This is a genomic window from Massilia aquatica (assembly GCF_011682045.1).
Classification (GTDB): Bacteria; Pseudomonadota; Gammaproteobacteria; order Burkholderiales; family Burkholderiaceae_D; genus Telluria_A; species Telluria_A aquatica.
Genome location: NZ_VVIW01000048.1, coordinates 1 through 15659, shown reverse-complemented (window position 1 = coordinate 15659; position 15659 = coordinate 1). Strand labels below are relative to the sequence as shown.

Annotated in this window: 9 protein-coding genes; 4 read left to right on the top strand and 5 right to left on the bottom strand. The window is 65.9% G+C overall.

The annotated features are described in order from the left end of the window. Positions 1-156: 156 nt before the first annotated feature. A complete protein-coding gene (locus F1609_RS33355; RefSeq protein ID WP_167082143.1) occupies positions 157-516 on the top strand; it encodes an immunity protein Imm33 domain-containing protein in 360 nt (119 codons plus the stop codon). Positions 517-548: 32 nt separating this feature from the next. Here F1609_RS33355 and F1609_RS33350 read toward each other — a convergent pair whose 3' ends face one another. The 5 genes from F1609_RS33350 to F1609_RS33330 all read right to left on the bottom strand — a co-directional run bounded on the left by F1609_RS33350 (position 549) and on the right by F1609_RS33330 (position 10472). Then, complete coding sequence (locus F1609_RS33350) at positions 549-2456, bottom strand: reverse transcriptase family protein (protein WP_167082141.1); 1908 nt, start codon at positions 2454-2456, stop codon at positions 549-551. A gap of 365 nt (positions 2457-2821) precedes the next feature. Continuing rightward, positions 2822-4477 (bottom strand): SWIM zinc finger family protein, encoded by a 1656-nt coding sequence (locus F1609_RS33345; RefSeq protein WP_167082139.1) that lies wholly within the window; start codon positions 4475-4477, stop codon positions 2822-2824. After that, positions 4474-7602: a hypothetical protein gene (locus F1609_RS33340; protein WP_167082137.1), complete on the bottom strand. Its 3129-nt coding sequence runs from the start codon at positions 7600-7602 to the stop codon at positions 4474-4476. Before F1609_RS33340 ends, F1609_RS33345 begins: the two co-directional genes overlap by 4 nt. A gap of 74 nt (positions 7603-7676) precedes the next feature. Next, positions 7677-9791 carry a sensor histidine kinase gene (locus tag F1609_RS33335; RefSeq protein WP_370661707.1) on the bottom strand — a complete coding sequence of 705 codons (2115 nt, stop codon included), beginning with the start codon at positions 9789-9791 and terminating at the stop codon, positions 7677-7679. After that, positions 9792-10472: a response regulator transcription factor gene (locus tag F1609_RS33330; protein WP_166882371.1), complete on the bottom strand. Its 681-nt coding sequence runs from the start codon at positions 10470-10472 to the stop codon at positions 9792-9794. Positions 10473-10688: 216 nt separating this feature from the next. Between F1609_RS33330 and F1609_RS33325 the strand changes: the two genes are divergently transcribed. The 3 genes from F1609_RS33325 (at position 10689) to F1609_RS33315 (ending at position 15181) form a co-directional block, all read left to right on the top strand. Beyond that, positions 10689-11951, top strand: coding sequence for an SPFH domain-containing protein (locus F1609_RS33325; RefSeq protein ID WP_167082135.1), 1263 nt, complete (start codon positions 10689-10691; stop codon positions 11949-11951). Further along, the gene (locus F1609_RS33320; RefSeq protein WP_167082133.1) at positions 11948-13366 is read left to right on the top strand and encodes a hypothetical protein; all 1419 of its coding nucleotides are present in this window, start codon (positions 11948-11950) and stop codon (positions 13364-13366) included. The genes F1609_RS33325 and F1609_RS33320 overlap by 4 nt, the downstream gene beginning before the upstream one ends. A gap of 168 nt (positions 13367-13534) precedes the next feature. Continuing rightward, complete coding sequence (locus tag F1609_RS33315; protein WP_229422196.1) at positions 13535-15181, top strand: carbamoyltransferase family protein; 1647 nt, start codon at positions 13535-13537, stop codon at positions 15179-15181. Positions 15182-15659 lie beyond the last annotated feature (478 nt).

Here is a 15659-nt window from a genome sequence, read left to right as displayed (position 1 = left end):
CGCCGATGATAGTGCTGCAACCAGTGTGAAAGTAGGTCATCGTCAGGCTAGTTATAAGAGAAAGACCCCGGTAAGCCTAAGCGCGCTCAAGATCGCGCTTAGTGCAAACCGGGGTTTTTTTTCGTCCAAAAATTTGAATGGAAGGGGACATGTAGAATGGATGCGTATATCGGCAGCGAAGCTACCCTGGATCGCCAGGTGGAGGTGTGCGAAAAGTATGGCTCGGCATGCGTCTTTCCGGATCCTGCGATGAAAGCGGGCCTGGCTCTTGGTACCTTTCACCTGATGCCGATCACCGGCGTGCGTATTACGCCGGAAAACGGCGTGGACGGCTGGTATATATTCGGGGGTGAGTTCTCGGAAGACGAGAATTTCTATCAGCCTGTCGGTCAGAGTCATATTGCGGAACTGCTGCCTCAGGTGTTGCCTTACCTGGCGTTAGCACCCGGATACAAATTCATGATCGACAACGAGGGCTACGAGGACGTGTGGTACGAGCCGCATACGCTGGAATAGCGGTTCAGCGGCCCTTCCGTTCAAGCCTCTGCTTACCACATCAGGGTAATGGCGCTCCACACGGCCACAATAAAGATAAACCATCCCCATCGCGGTTTGCGAAAAATCGCCGATTGAAGCACGATCACCGCCATGCAGATGAACGGCACCACGCGCTGCGTGGCCAGCGCAAAGGCAAAAACCAGCGCCGCCTGCACGGCAATCACCACGCGCAGACTGTTATCGCCTGCCGGCTTGCCGGAAGTCGCCGGGACCGACGATGCGTCGATCGCCACCGGCGCACTCGCCGCCGGACGCGTTGCAACAGCGCCGGCACGTTTGGTCAAGTTGACGGGTGCCTTCGGCGCCTCGGCAGCTTTGCGGGCTTTCTTTTCATCGGCCAACTGGACGGCGGTCTTTTCCAGCACCGGTGCTGACGCCACAGTCGCCTGCCACCAGCCATCCCACGGCGCCTTGCCCTGCGCCGACAGCGCCCGGAACGCGCTGCTGCGCTTCGATTGCGACAGTTTCATCTCGACGCCGGCCGCGCCCCAACGCGCCCGCACCGCGCGCACACGGACCAGCAGCGGCAAGCCCTTGGCCGGATCGACCATCCTGAAAAACTGCGCATACCCTTCCAGCGCCTCGATCACATTCGTATTGCCGTTCCACTGCTTGCCCTCGGGTCCATCTTTCTCGACCTGGAACAGCGTGGCGCGAAAACGCCGCAAGGTTTCGCGTTCGAGCGACGGCTTTTGATTGACCACGATCCCGGTCACCATCTGCCGCTGCGCATCGCGCATCACATGCTGTTTGTCGGGATGCGGCGTAAACCCTTCGTCGATGACGATCTGCTTGGCGCGCCACAGCAGTTTGCCGGCCAGCTTGCGCGCCTCGGCATCGCCCGAAAACGTCAGGTCGTCGGCATAGCGCGTATAGCGAAAACCCAGCTTGGCCGCGCAAGCCTGCAGGCGCGCATCGAGCCGCTTGCACAAAATATTCGTCAACGCCGGGCTGCTCGGCGCCCCCTGCGGCAGCGCGCGCTCGCCGTGCGCGACAAAAAAAGTCTCGCCATCGATGCGCACTTCATCGGTCGCCGCTTCCGTCGACAGCAGCGCCAGGATGGTCGCCACCTGTTCGCTGTAGCCCAGCTGCGCAAACACGCCTTTGATACGCGGCATGCCGATCGACGGAAAGAAATCCTTCAAATCCAGATTGATCACCACCGCCTGGCCGACGTGCGGCGCCGCGTTGCTGACGATCGAACGGCCCGGCACGAAGCCGTGCGCCGCCTGGTGCAGCGGCGCGCGCGCCAGCACGTTATCGAGCACCCAGTACTGGGCGCGTTTCAGGCGCGGCATCGGCGCAGAAATGATCCGTTCGCCGCCGGTTTTCTTTGGCATCGCAAAGCGCCGGTAATGGCTGATGCGCGAGACGCGCCGCTCGAACGCCAGGAAACGCAGCTCCGACAGCGTAATGCCCATCGCCTGCGCCAGCTCCTCGGCCTTGTGCAGCACCGGCATCGCCAGCCCGGCCAGTTTGGCGGCGTCGCTCTCAGTGTGGTTCAAGCCGCCCGACACACCCGCGCCCAGATACAGCACCTCGTGTTCGCGCCGCCGGTGCCACACCTGGGCTTTTTCGAAGCGTGCCAGCGCGCGTTTCTGGCGCGTTTCCTCGCGCCGCGCCTTGGCCTTGGCCATGCGCTCCTTGCGCAGCATGCGCAGCGCCGCTTCCGGATTTTGCAGGTGATGCAGCTCGCTGCCCAGCTTCTGCAAGGCTTGCGTGAGCTCCGTTTCGCGCCTGATCAGGTCCGCTTCGACCGATGGCTGGCCGCTGTCGGCCGGCCAGAAGCCCAGGCGCTGCATCTCGGTCAGCACGACTTCTTCTTTGGAGCTGCCGCGTATGCGTTCGTACAACTGCGCGCGCGTCAGTTCGGAGGGAGAGGGAGTGGGGGAAGTCATCGTGTCCTGGTCTCGCGAAGAGCACCACGGAAAACACTGTCGGTAAAACGCAAACTACCCAAGCACGGCGGGACAATCATCGAAGGGCCTGCAGGACTGGAGCGCTCCACTCGACGCCGTACCGCACCAGTGGCGCTGATCGGCTTCAGGGAAGCCAAACCGTGTCGCGCTACTGGTGATGGTACGGCACAGTGAAGAGCGTGCCAGTGACGCGTGGGAAGAGCTGACAACGTGGACGGCGATCCGCCGTCCGGTTTGCAAGAGCCATCCCACCGTGCTTGTTGATGCGAGTATAACAGGTGAATTCCGGGCTCCTCAAGCATTGGTTTGAATCCGTGGTTTAGTAAAAGTGCGTTCATGGCGCATCAAGCGTCAAGCGTGGCGTCGCGCCTGGCCTGGTCCATGCGCAGCACCAGCATGTGCACGCACGGCCCCTTGTGCATGCGGTTCTGGGTGTAGTGATTGCACTCGCAGCTGCCGTCGACGATGCGGCGGTCGGCATCGAGCCGCAGCATGACCTGGTATGGCCGGCCGTTCTCCTTGCTGCGCGCGCGCAGGCGCAGGCCACCCTCGGGCAGCGCTTCGCTGGCCTGCTCGCTCAGGCTTTGCACCGCCAGCAGGGTCGCCGCCTTTTCTTCCAGCGCGCTGGCAAAGCGCAGCACGTCGAGCGGCAACGGCTCGCGCGACAACTCGCGCAGGCGGTACACGCCCTGCGTCAGGTCGTAGATTACGCGTCCGGCCTGGGTGTACATGGTCAGTGCGCTCTCGACCATCGAGCGCGCCAGGCCGGTATCGGCCGCCAGCTGGTCGGCGCTGGCGAACCAGCGCTGCCCCAGCGCCGCGAAAATGCGCGACTTGCTGTCGTCGTCGACAGCGCCGCGCGGCGCCAGCAGGTCGAACTGGCCGGCGCGCGCCCAGTCGTTGGCGGTCCAGCCGGACAGGCCAAGCGTGAGCTGCATGTCGGGCAGGTTGGCGATCCAGAAGCTCGGCATGCCGCTGCCCATCAGGTGCACGGTAAAGCTGTGCGCGACCGGGATCAGGCGTTCGAGCAGCATCAGGCGGCGCCGACCCCAGATGCGGATCTCTTCCGCCGCATTGCCCTGGTAGATCGAGCGGCGGCACACCAGTTCATCGTTCCACGGCTCGAACAGCGCGCGGATCGGTTCACCCGGCGTGAGGACGAAACGGATCGAACGCGGGCCGACGCGCTCCTTCTTGCGCCGCAAAAGGTGGCAGAAATTATGCACATCCATCGGATGCAGATCGAGCCTGCGCGCCGGCAGGTTCATCGCGCTGCTCACCTGCAGAAAACCGCGCACCCAGGTCTCGGGTACGTCGATCTTCTCTTCCTTGAAGGACGGATCACCCGCGGTGGCAACCTGGAAGCCGGTCGGATCGATCGCCAGCCGTGTTGTCTTGTAGTCGCGGATCTTCTGGAACTCGCCATACAGCCCTTCCGAGTAGTCGACATTGGTGGTGCCGCAGGCGAAGTCGCCCACGCGGTCGAACACCCCGTGGCTGCAACTGAGCGAGGCGTAGCTCGACTCGTCGCGGCTGAAGCACTCGAAGAACACGCGGTCCGGATGCACCGTGATGACCGGATCGAGCACCACCCAGGCATCGAAATTGGCCTTGTATATATAGTCGAAGTACTTCGACTGGGCCGCGGCGAAGGGCTTGAGGACGAGGCTTTTCTTCGCCCGCAGTTCCTTGAGTTCTTCGTTCAACGGCGCCATGCGCGCGCGCAGGTCCGCGTTGCGGTCGATCAGTTCGGCCAGCGCTGGGTCTTCGTTCTGCGCGCGCCATGCCAGGTAAGCGGTTTTGTCGGGCGGCTGGTAGCGCTGGTCGGCCACTACCACGTCGTGCAGCGCGGAGATGGCCTCGCGAAAGGGAATGTGCTTGTTCAGCTGGGCCACGAAATGGGTCGGCGCGCGCAAGGTGTCGGGCGCGAAGCGCATCTCGGTGGCGGACGCACTGTTGCTGACGGTGCTGGCGCCGTAGTAGCGGTATTCGAACTTCATGGCGCTCCCCGCAGATTCGCGTGCGCGCGCGGCTGCTCGATGGTCATTACCGCCGGCAGTGCCGGGAAGCGTTCCTGGATCGCGCGCAGGCCCTCGATGTACTGCGCCTTGTCGGCGATGGCGACCGTGAGCACCTGGCGTGCGAACAGGCGCGCCACGAAGGCGGCGATCGCTTCCGACACATGCGCCTGCGCGCGCAGGAAGTCGAGCACGCGGTTCTTGGCCACGCGCCCGCGGTTGACCTGCGACAGCACATTCAAGAAGTACGGTTCGAGGCGTTCCAGCTTCGACAGGTCGCCGGCGCTTGCGCTGGCCAGCCAGCTGCTCACGAACAGCTGCATGTTGGCGGAGGGATGCTGGCTAAGTTTGAGCATGTATTCGGTGACGTCGGCGACGTCGAAATGGGTCATGAGCATGGTGCGTCCGAAGCGCTGCACCTCGGGGTCGAGATGGTCGCACAGGCTCACCAGCAGGGTCGGCGTCCAGTCTTCGCTGGCGCATTGCCGGCTGAAGAAGTCGCGCGCGAAGGCGCGGGTATCGTCCCAGGTGCTGTCGAGCAGGCGCAGCGCCGCTTCCATCTGGCCGCGCACCTGGGCTGTGTGTTCGGTAAAGGCCGCGCAGGCCCAGCGCCGCACGCTGGCGTTTTCGTTGCGCCCGAACTGCGCCCATTCGGCCACGCCGAAATCGGTTGTAGCGAAGCGCGGCAGCATCTGCGCGCCGAGCAGTTGCGCACCTTTGCTGCGCGCCGACAAAAGGCGCACCAGCAGCGCGCGGTCGAGATGGTCGGCGCCCGAGTTGAGCGGCCCCAGTATCCATGCGATCAGGTCCGCGTGCACGCCTTCGGCCGGTTCGGACTGGAACAGGGTGTCGAGCAGCAGCGGCAGCAGGGTGGCGCGGAATACCGCGTCGGTAGGGGCGATGCGCTGCAAGGCGTTGTCGATGGCGCGCCGCACGCCGGCGTCCGGATGGGTGCAGAACACGGCGAACAGCAAGGCCTGGCCGGCCAGCATATGCTCCGGCAGTGCACTGAATAGTTTGATGCCGACCGCCCGCACGCCGGCGTCGCTCTCTTGCAGCAGCGCCGCCAGGGTCTGCGGCGGAATCGCGCCCGCCGGTTCGGCATGGCGCAGCAGCCATTCTCCGGCGACGATGCGCACGCTGGCCAGGCGGTGCCCGAGCAGGGCAAGCAGGCGTGCGTAAGGGGCTTGCCCGGCGGCCGAGCGCAGGGGGCGGTCGAGCAGCCAGACCAGGTCGGCGGCGATCTCGGGAACCACCATCTCGGCCTGATCGAGGTCGCCGCAGTTGTCCAGCCAGTCGAGCAGCAGCAGGACGATGACATCGGCCTGGCCGGGCAGGGCCAGCGCGCACTGGCACAGCATGCGGCCGTGGCGGCGCACCGCTTCATCGGGCGAGCAGGCCAGAGCGGCCACCAGCAGCGCGTCGGCGCAGTAGTGGTCGGGCGCGCGGCTGATGCACTCGAGCGCGAAGGTGCGCGCCTCCGGCAGGCTCGATTGCAGCAGCAATTGCAGCCAGCGCGAATCGGGGACGCCGTCGGCGAAACGCTGGCGGCACAAGTGAAAGGCGAAGCGCGCGGTGTCGCTGTAAGGACTGCGCAGCAGCGTGCCGAGTTGGTCGAGCGAGAGCTGGGCGCAGAAGCTGGTGTTGTCGGCCAGGGCGCGCGCTGCAAATGCGTGCACCCCTTCGCAGCGGCTGCGCTGCATCAGCAGCAGCAAGGCGCCGGGGCGCGCATCCCACAGCGCGGGAAAGGCTTCTTCGCGCCCGCTGGCCGGCAGGATCGGGCCGGTCTGGAACCAACTGCGCCCGCTGCGGTTGCCGGTCCATGCGCCCTGGCTGCGCAGCAGGCGGTTGAATATGGTCCAGTGGCTGTAAGCGTCGTGGCTGCGGTCGGCGTGCCTGTCGTAGCGGCCATCGCGCATGTAATAGCGGCCGGCACGCGTGTAGGGTTGGCCGGCGTCGGCATCGTCCATCGCCAGCAGCGCGCCAGTGGCCATATTGACGAAGGCCAGCTCGCCGTCTTGCGCCAGCCGGCGCAGCTTGCGCCAGCCGCGCAGCAGCAGGTAGGCGCGCGTGCGCGTGCTGTAAGCCACCGTGCTGTCGGGGCGCGCCGCCATCTCGGCGTACGGCACCCATTTGCGCTCGACCCGTACATACGTGCTCGAGGTCTGTGCCGGCGTAGTTTCGAAGCGTTGGTGGATCAGGCCAAACAGCTCGCCGTCCTCGCGCATCTCGGCCGCTTTGTAAATGTGCCGCACCGCGCGGAAGGTACCGGCGCGCAGGGGCACCTGGCGCAGCTGCGCCAGCAGGATGCTGCGCGCCAGCGGATCGGCCAGCGCCACCTGGTCGAGCTGTTCGAGCCAGTCCGACAGCGACAGCGCGTGCCATTGGTCCGATTGCGCGCACAGCTGCGCAATGGCTTCCTGGTCGCGTGCGGCCCAGGCGTCGCGCAGGTGCGCCGGCCAGGCGGCGGTCAGGTGGTCGGCGTGCTGGCGCAGTTCCGCTTCATCGGCCAGTTGCAGCCACGCCTGTCTGGCGATGCGGCACACCGCGTCCGAGCTGCCGCGCGTGGACAGTTCGCGCATGGCCTGGGATGCGCCGGTGTCGCCGCAGCGGCCAATGGCCCAGGCCAGGCAGTAGTCGAGCGCGGTGGTCCCGCGCCCGATCAGGCTGACCATCAGCGGCACCACCGCCGCCAGGCGCCGTTCGCCGATGCGCCATACGGTGCGCGTGCGCTGCGCGTCTTTGAGGCGCCGCCACACGCCGGGGTCGAGCCGTCCAAGCAGCACGGCGTCGGCCGCGCGCCGCTCGGGGTCAAGCGCTGCCGCTGGCGCGATGTCGTCCGCCTGCGCGGGCGGCAGGTCTTGCGCATCGGTGAAGCCCTGCGCCTGGCGTTCGGCCAGCACCTGGGCAAACAGGTGCTCCGCCGCTGCCAGGTCGACCGGCTGCGCGGTGCGCGTGCGCTCGCGCCAGTCGTCGCCGCTGCGGCCCTGGCGCACGTTCACGAGATAGCGCGCGTCGCCATCGGGCAGTTCGCACAGGTCGATTTCGCAGTGGACGGTGCTGTGTTTTTGCCTGCGTATCAGGCGAATCGTACGAATCAGTCTCACCGCGTCTGCCCATGATTGAATAGAGATGAATAGTAACCCGGAGCAGAACAGCTTGTAAATCAGGCAATCAAATTCTAGGCGGCGCCACGCTGCAAGGTGAGCACGAAGGCCACGCCGCCGTCGAGGTTTTTGGCGACGATGGTGCCGCCCATCTTGGCCATGTAGGTCCTGGCCACGAACAGGCCCTGGCCACGGTTGCCGTTGGCACCCGCTTCTTCCTGGTCCGACACGCCGTATTCGAAAATGGTGCCGATGACTTCCTCGGCGATGCTGGGGCCGCGGTTGGCGATGGTGACGCTGGCGGCCGTTTCGCTGGCCTCGAGCGTAATCTCGATGCTGCTGCCGGGCAGGCGGTAGCGCTGCGCGTTCACCAGCACATGCGTGACCACGTCTTCCAGTGAATACTCGTCGGCGCGCACAAGCACCGCCTGCGGGGCGCCGTGGAAGACGACGCCGGTGATGCCGGCGCAGTGGGCGTTGGCGGCCACGTTGTGCAAAAAGGCGGCCAGGTCGATTTCGGCCACTTGCAGCACGGTCGACTGGAACGCTTCGCTGGGCGAGGCGCGCCCGTACAGCACGCGGATCGCCTGCTGCATGCGCAGCACGTAGCGCGCGCTCTGGTTGCCGTCGCCGCCATCGGTGCCATGCAGCGCCATGAGCGACTGCAGCGGCGACATGATCTCGTGCCCGACCGCGTGCCACATGTCGCGTTCCTGCTCGGTGCGGATGGCTTCACGCTCGACATCTTCGCGCACGCGGCGCAGCAGGTCGTGCAGGCAACTGGCCAGCACGCCCAGTTCATCGTCGCCGCGCAGGTCGGACAGGTCGGGCTGCGACGCGTCGCCGCGTTCCTTGACCGTACGCGCCACCGAATCGGCGCGCTCGATCAGTTCCTTGATGCGGCTGATGATGCCGATTTCGATCACCAGCCACGCCAGCATCAGTGCCAGCAGCATGGCGCCGACGAACCATGCCATGCGGCTGGCCACTACGCCCAGGCTCTGGCTGACGCTGCGCACGTCGCCGGCCAGCACCACGTCGTAGCTGCCCAGCGGCGTGGCGATGCGATGGGTGGCGCTCAAAGGGGCGTCGTAGGTGTCGACCGGCAGGCGCCGGATCAGGGCCGTCAGGAAGTGCTGCGACGCGTCCTCGGCGCCGCTGGCGCCCGCCAGTTCGATCAGCGGCGCCGTACCGGCGGTGGTACCGACTCTCTCGATGCGCAGCGTCTCGCCCGGCAGCAGCATGGGCGCCAGGTCGGCCAGCGAGAAACCGCTCGCCGCGCTGGCCTTGTCGCTGTCGAGCACCACCGCACCGGCGCCGGGAGCCAGCACCACCACGCTCACGCGGATTTTATCCAGGTCACGCGGTGGCCAGGTTTTGCTTTCGCTGGTGCTGTCGCTGCCGAACAGGTCTTCCTGCAGCACGCTGACCGGCAGGCGCACCGAAAAGAAGGCATTGCGCAGGCAGGTGTCCGGACTGGCGCCGGCGGCCGGCTCGTTGCACTGCGCGTTCTGCCATATCCAGCCGCGGAAGTCCTTCACGGGGCGGGTGTGCTTGCGGCCTTCGTCGGCCGCGTTGAATCCGGTCAGCCTGCCGCGCAGGGGGGCGTACGGGCCGCCCGGCTGGCGCGGATCTTCCTCGAAAGGGGCGATCCACTGGTAAGTACGCCCGCGCAGCGACACCGTCACGCGCACCCGGTGCGACTGGTTCAGCACTTCATCGCCGCTGCGGTGCGAGACCAGGCGCGCCAGGTCGACATTGCCGGCCACGTAGATGAAGCCCCCGGCCCACGGGTTGTTGCCGATCGCCGCGCACAGGCTGGCGCTGGCGCCGAACTGACGCATGCAGCCCGACATGGCCACCGCTTGCTGCACTTTTTGCTGATCGTCGAAGTCGAGCGCGGGAAACGGCAGCAGCAGCGGGCGCAGGCCCGCGTCGGCCGCCCCGGCCAGCGGTGGATTGAGGAGCGCAAGCTGTCCGGCCGGATGGCGCAGGGTGGCGCTGATCTGCTCCCCGGTCTTGCGAAAGCTGGTCTGGTAGTTGCCGTAACTGAGCTGCTTTTCCTGCTGCAGCACCGAGACCGCCAGGCCCAGGGTCGCCAGCGCCAGCAGCAGAAAGGCCGCGCGCAGCAGGATGCGCAGGCGATAGGGCACGAACCAGCGCCGGCGCTGCGTCACTCGTTCTGACACTTAGTCGGCCCAGCGAAAACCGCGCATCGGCACGTTCTCGATGCATTCGAAGGCCGGGTCGATCTCGCGGAAGGCGTCGCGGATGGTGCTCACGTGCTTGCGGATGTTGTCGCGGTTGCGCCCACTCTTGACCACCTCGTAGAGCTCCTCGTACGACACCACCTGGCCGCGCCGCGCGAACAGGGCCGCCAGGATGCGCTGCGCCGTCAGCGGCAGGTTGATGCGCTGGCCGCGCCAGGTGGGCGAACGCTGGCGCAGCGGGTCCATGGCCAGTTCGTCGGCGTCCAGGGCCGGCTTGTCGCGCTCTTTGACCGCGCGCAGGATCTCGAGGAAGGTGTCGGTGAAGTCGGCCTCCTCGAAGGTGGCCTTTTGCAGGTAGTCCCAGGCGTCGAGCGCCTTCATGATGCTGCGGTAGATCGTGGCCGGCATGGCCGACACCACCAGCACCGGGGTCGCATGCTTCTTGTTGATGGCGTTGATGATGGCCACTCCCGCATGGCGCTCGCGTCCCAGTTCGATGTCGAGCACCACCAGGTCGTAGCGCTCGCGCGCGATCGCCGCCTCGGCCTCGTCGCGGCTGAACCACTGGTCGACGACGATGCCCGGTTTGGCCGCCTCGATCCAGCTGCGCAGCTGGTTGCTGGTCGGGAGGTCGTCCTCGATGACGGCCACTTTGGGCATGTGCTGCTCCTGCTGTTTGATAAGGATGCCAGTATCCCCGCTTTTGGCCGAAAAGTCATATGCGGCCTGTGAGCTTTTCCTCACGCGGCGCGGCCAAAGCTCCGCGCGGTGAGGGTTCTGGCCTTGCGCGCGGATTGCTACTTCCACTTCATGACGGGCACGATACGTCTCAGGGTCATGCGGGTGCAGGGCCCGACAATTCAAAAGGTGAGGCAAATGTCCGATCGGATCAAGAAGATGGTGTTGGCGGTGCGTGCAGTGTTCGCGAAAGGTGCGGCGGGCGCCGGCTCGGTGCTGCGTTCCGGCGCGCGCGCGGTGCCGCGTCCGGGCCTGCGCAGCGTGCTGGCGCTGTGCGCCCTCGGCGGCGCCGGCTACCTGCTGGTCAAGCATCCGCCGGTGGCGAAGATCGAGCGCGGCAACGTCGGCGTGCGCATCAACCAGTTGAGCGGCGCGGCGACCGTGGTGCGCGACGGCACCGTGGTGCTGATACCCGGCGTGCATGAACTGCGCCAGTTGCCTGCGCTGGACCAGATTTACAAGGCGGCCGGCAGCGGCGAACAGCCGTACCAGTCGGTCGAGGGGCTGGCGCTGGGCGTGAACCTGAGCGTACGCTATGCCATCGATCCGGCCAAACTGGCGGCGCTGGCGCGAACCCTGCCGGACGATATCCGCACGGCCGTGATCGACCCGGCGGTGCAGGGCGTTATCTACAAAGTCGTCACGCGCTACACGGTGCGCGAAATCTTTTCGAGCAAGCGCGCCGAAATCCAGCAGGCGATCGAAGCCGAACTCAAACCCAAGCTGGCGGCCGACGGCATCTTGCTGCGCCATGTCACGATCGGCAAAATCACGCTGCCGCGCGAGTACATGGCCGGGATGGAGACGCTGCTGGCCGAAGAACTGCAAACCGAGAAGATGCGCTACACGCTCGAACTGAAGGAAAAGCAGGTCAAGCAGACCGCGCTCGAAGCCGACGCCGACAAGATCAAGCGCGAAAAAGCCGCCGAAGCGGCCGGCAACGAGCAAATCATCGCGGCCAAGGCGCAGGAGCAGGCCATGGCGCACGTGCTGCCGTTCAAGCAGAAGCAGATCGAGCAGCGCCGGCTGGAAGCGGAAGCCGAAAAAACCTCGCGCATCAAGACCTCGGAAGGCGCGGCCCAGGCGCGCGTGATCGAAGCGACCGGCGAAGCCGATTCGCGCCGCAAGCTGGCCGACGCCGAAGCCTACCGCCAGGAAGTGGTCGGCAAGGTCAGCACCGCGCAGATGGAACGCGACGGCGCCGTGATCTCGCGCCACCCGCTGCTGATCCAGAAGACCATGGCCGACAAATTGTCGGACAAGGTTTCGGTGATCATCGCCGCGCCGCCGACCGACGGCGGCTTTATCGGCGCCGCGCTGCTGGGGCAGGGCAAGGGCGTGGCGGCACCCGCCATCGTGGCGGCCGCCCCTGAAGGCGCCGCCGGGGCGGAGGAACAATGAGCATGCTCGCTACCCTGGGCGCGGTGGCGGCGCTGGCCATCGTCACGCGCGACGAGATGCAGCTGCGCGCCGCGCCGCGCGATTCGGCGCCTTCCCAGGCCGTGCTGTGGCAGGGCGACAGCCTGGAAATCCGTGGCGTCAAGATGGATTATCTGCAGGTCTACGACCACCGGCGCGAACGGGCCGGGTATGTGCGCATGGCCCATGTGCGCCAGATCGAGCTGGCGCCGGCGCAAGCGCCCGAACTCAAGGCGGTGGTGCGTTTTGTGCGCGACACGCCCGGTGCGGAGGCGCTCGGCATCGGCTACGCGGCGGCGTTCCTGAAGGCCGCGCCGGCCAACGCCATCGACGCCGAGATGTTCGATGCCCTGGGCAGCATGGCCGAACGGCTGGCGCGGCGCGGTTCCTCGCGCCTGGACAAGCGCAGCGAGGCGGTGGTGGCCGCGCACCTGGAGGTGGTGGCCAACTACGGCGTAGTCATTCGCAGCTACGAGCGCGAAGGCGCGGTTCAGCTCTGCTACGACGGCGAGGCGTTCCGGCGCGTGCTGGCGCTGGCGTCCACGCCGACCCAGCGCGCCACGGCGGCGCTGGGACTCACGCGCGACGAGTGCATCGACCCGGCGCTGAAGGTGGCGCAACGTAACGCCTTCGACCAGTGGCGCGCCGAGGTGCTCGACAAGGTCGATGTGAAGGACCTGCCCGAACATGTGCGCAACCGGGTGTACACGCGGCGCGCGGCGGTATGGTCGTCGATCGCCTTCGAGTTGGCGCGCAAGAACGCGTCGCCCACCGATGCGGCCAGCCGCGCCATCCTGGAACTGGCGAGCGTGAACAAGACGGAGCTGGCGGAAGAGGACCGCACCGCCTACGCCGAAGCGGCGGTGCGCGCCGGCAGCGTGCGCTGGGCGGCGGAACTGCCAGTGGCCGCACCGGCCGGCTTGAATGTGGTCACGCGGCCCGGCCAGCCGGGCGAATCCTGCGTGTTGCTGGTCGACGCGCAGCACGACGCGCGCGCGCCGCTGGCATCGCGCTGCACCTACGGCATCGTGTGGAATGCGTCGGCGCGCGCCAATGCGCAATCGAACGCGCTGGCGCTGGCGGTGCAGCCGCTCGATGGCTGGCGCGAACTGTGGCTGTTCCATCGCGGCGCGGGCGGCTGGCGCATCGATGTGCTGCCGCCTGCGCCGATCGAGCCGACCCTGGGCTACGCCGAGTTTGCGGGCTGGGTGCCGGGATCGCCCAAGGTGCTGGTGGCACGCGAGGCGCGCATCGAGGGACGCATCAAACGGTCGTTCGAGATCATCGACATCGACACCTTGGCAGTGGAAAAGACGGCGGACCGGCCCGATGCGCTCAGTGGTTTCTACCGCTGGCAAGATCCGGCATGGAAACGCCAGACCCTGAGCCTGCGCTGATTTGATGTTGAACTTACAGGCCGCCCGCCACTCCAACGAAGAGTACTCACTTCTTTGGGCGGAGGCGGCATCATGTGGAAGCAGTCAGTAAGGCAAGGCGTGGGTGGGGGCGGCGGTGCGCCTGTGGTTCTTGGCATTAACCGGACCCAGGACGCAAGTATTTGCCTGATGCACGGGTCCGAGCTGGCCTGGGCGATTCAAAAAGAACGCCTGACGCGGCACAAGCATCACTGGGGGCGGCTCGATGATGTCCGCAAGATTTACGCGGCGCGCCTGCCCGGGCTCGATGTGCCCATCGATATCCTGGTCGAGTGTTACTCGTGCGATGCCGAGTTCGCCCGGGTGGTCGAGTACGAGCACGAGCTGGCCGGCACGCTGGCGCTGGCGCCCGCTTGCCGGCGCGCGCGCATCTCGCATCATCTCGCGCATGTATATAGTGCGTTCCATCCTTCCCCCTTCGACGATGCCGCCGTGATGATCATCGACGGCCAGGGCAGCCGCGTGGCCGACCTGACCGAAACCTGGGCGGGCGCGGCCGGCGTGCCGGGCGACTGGTGCGAGGTGGCGTCGTTCTACCGCGCCGACCGCCAGCGGGTTGCGTGTCTCGGCAAGCAGCTATGGAATCGCGACGAGCGGCAGCCGGCGGGCCTGGGCATGTTCTATTTCCTGCTGACGCAGGCGATGTTCCCGGGTGAGGGCAACGAAGGCAAGGTCATGGGCCTGGCGCCGCATGGCAAGGCGACAGCGCTGCGCCTGCCGCCGCTCGATGTGCGCGACGGCCAGGTCACGATTCCCCAGCGCTGGCGCGACCTGTTGGCCGAGCGTGGACGCTTTCGCTATGGCGGGGCGGATGATGCGCGCTTTGCCGATATCGCCAACCTGGCCGCTGCGGGGCAACGGGCATTCGAAGAGGCGCTGCTGGAGGTGGCGCGCTGGCTGCATGGCAAGACCGGTGCGCGCAAGCTGTGCTTTGCCGGCGGCACCGGGCTGAACTGCTCGGCCAACGAGCGCCTGCTGCGCGAAACGCCGTTTCGCCGCGTATTCATTCCACCGGCGCCGAGCGACGCGGGCACGGCCATTGGCTGCGCCCTGTATGGCCTGGCCGAGTTGGGTGGGGCCTCCTGCGATTTCCGCTGGACCAGCGACTACATGGGGCCGGAGCCGCAGGCTGCCCAGATCGAGGCCGCCGCGCAGAGTTGCGCCGACTTGCTGATCGAGCGCATCGACGATCCGGGCGCCATGCGCGCGCGCATGGTCGACCTGCTGTGCCAGGCGCGCGTGGTGGCGCTATACCAGGGCCGCAGCGAATTCGGTCCGCGTGCACTCGGGCACCGCAGCATCCTGGGCGACCCGCGCATTGGCGCGATGCGTGACGATATCAATGCGCAGATCAAGCAACGCGAATGGTTTCGTCCGCTGGCGCCGATGGTGCTGCTTGAACGGGCGGAAGAATTTTTCGACGTGTGCCGGCCGGTGCCGTTCATGCAGTACGCCGCTCCCGTGCGCGAGCGGGCGGTGCGGATCATTCCGGCGGTCACGCATGTCGACTGCACGGCGCGCCTGCAAACGGTGGGGCCGGATGACGATCCCTTTCTGCGCGCCCTGTTGCACGAGTTCGAGGCGCGTACTGGGGTGCCGGTGCTGTTGAACACCTCGTTCAACCGCAGGGAAGAACCGATTGTCGAGACGCCGGCGGAAGCCGTAGAGACGTTCCGCCGCACGCCAATCCATGCGCTGGCCATGCCGCCTTTCTTGCTGCGAAAACGCGATGGAATGGGGCTGCTGGACGGCAGTGCGTCGGAGCGTCATATATAGGCATGCGGCGCGCCGCCTGACGGCGGTTGCGTTGCGAAAATGTGAGCCCGACAGCAGACCACATAAAACCTCCTTGCCAAGCTGGCAGAGGGTTTGCTATAGTTCGCCTCCCCGAAGAAAACGTTAACGAAATCAAGTAGTTGGCGGGTTGTTAAGGGCGTCTCGAACGAGGCGATGTAGTAAAAAAGAGGTTGACGAAAAACGCAAAACGCCGCATAATCTCATCTCTCTGCTGCAACGAACACAACGCTTCGTAGCAAACGGCAGAAGGCGGTACAGAACAAGTTCTTTAACAATTAACAGTCGATAAGTGTGGGCGTTTGATGAAGGTGCCAACGAAGCGTAAGCGACGTTGAATACTTAAATTATCAAATGTTCACAAAAAAGAAACACGGCGCATCGAAAGATGAGCTTGTCAGTATTTTGAGTGAGCGATCTGTCCGCAAGGACATTAAACAGAGATTGAACTGAAGAGTTT

Coding starts and splice junctions, on each gene's coding strand:
- F1609_RS33325 (WP_167082135.1), top strand. CDS start 10,689: ATGTCCGATCGGATCAAGAAGATGGTGTTGGCGGTGCGTGCAGTGTTC.
- F1609_RS33320 (WP_167082133.1), top strand. CDS start 11,948: ATGAGCATGCTCGCTACCCTGGGCGCGGTGGCGGCGCTGGCCATCGTC.
- F1609_RS33355 (WP_167082143.1), top strand. CDS start 157: ATGGATGCGTATATCGGCAGCGAAGCTACCCTGGATCGCCAGGTGGAG.
- F1609_RS33315 (WP_229422196.1), top strand. CDS start 13,535: ATGCACGGGTCCGAGCTGGCCTGGGCGATTCAAAAAGAACGCCTGACG.
- F1609_RS33350 (WP_167082141.1), bottom strand. CDS start 2,456: ATGACTTCCCCCACTCCCTCTCCCTCCGAACTGACGCGCGCGCAGTTG.
- F1609_RS33345 (WP_167082139.1), bottom strand. CDS start 4,477: ATGAAGTTCGAATACCGCTACTACGGCGCCAGCACCGTCAGCAACAGT.
- F1609_RS33330 (WP_166882371.1), bottom strand. CDS start 10,472: ATGCCCAAAGTGGCCGTCATCGAGGACGACCTCCCGACCAGCAACCAG.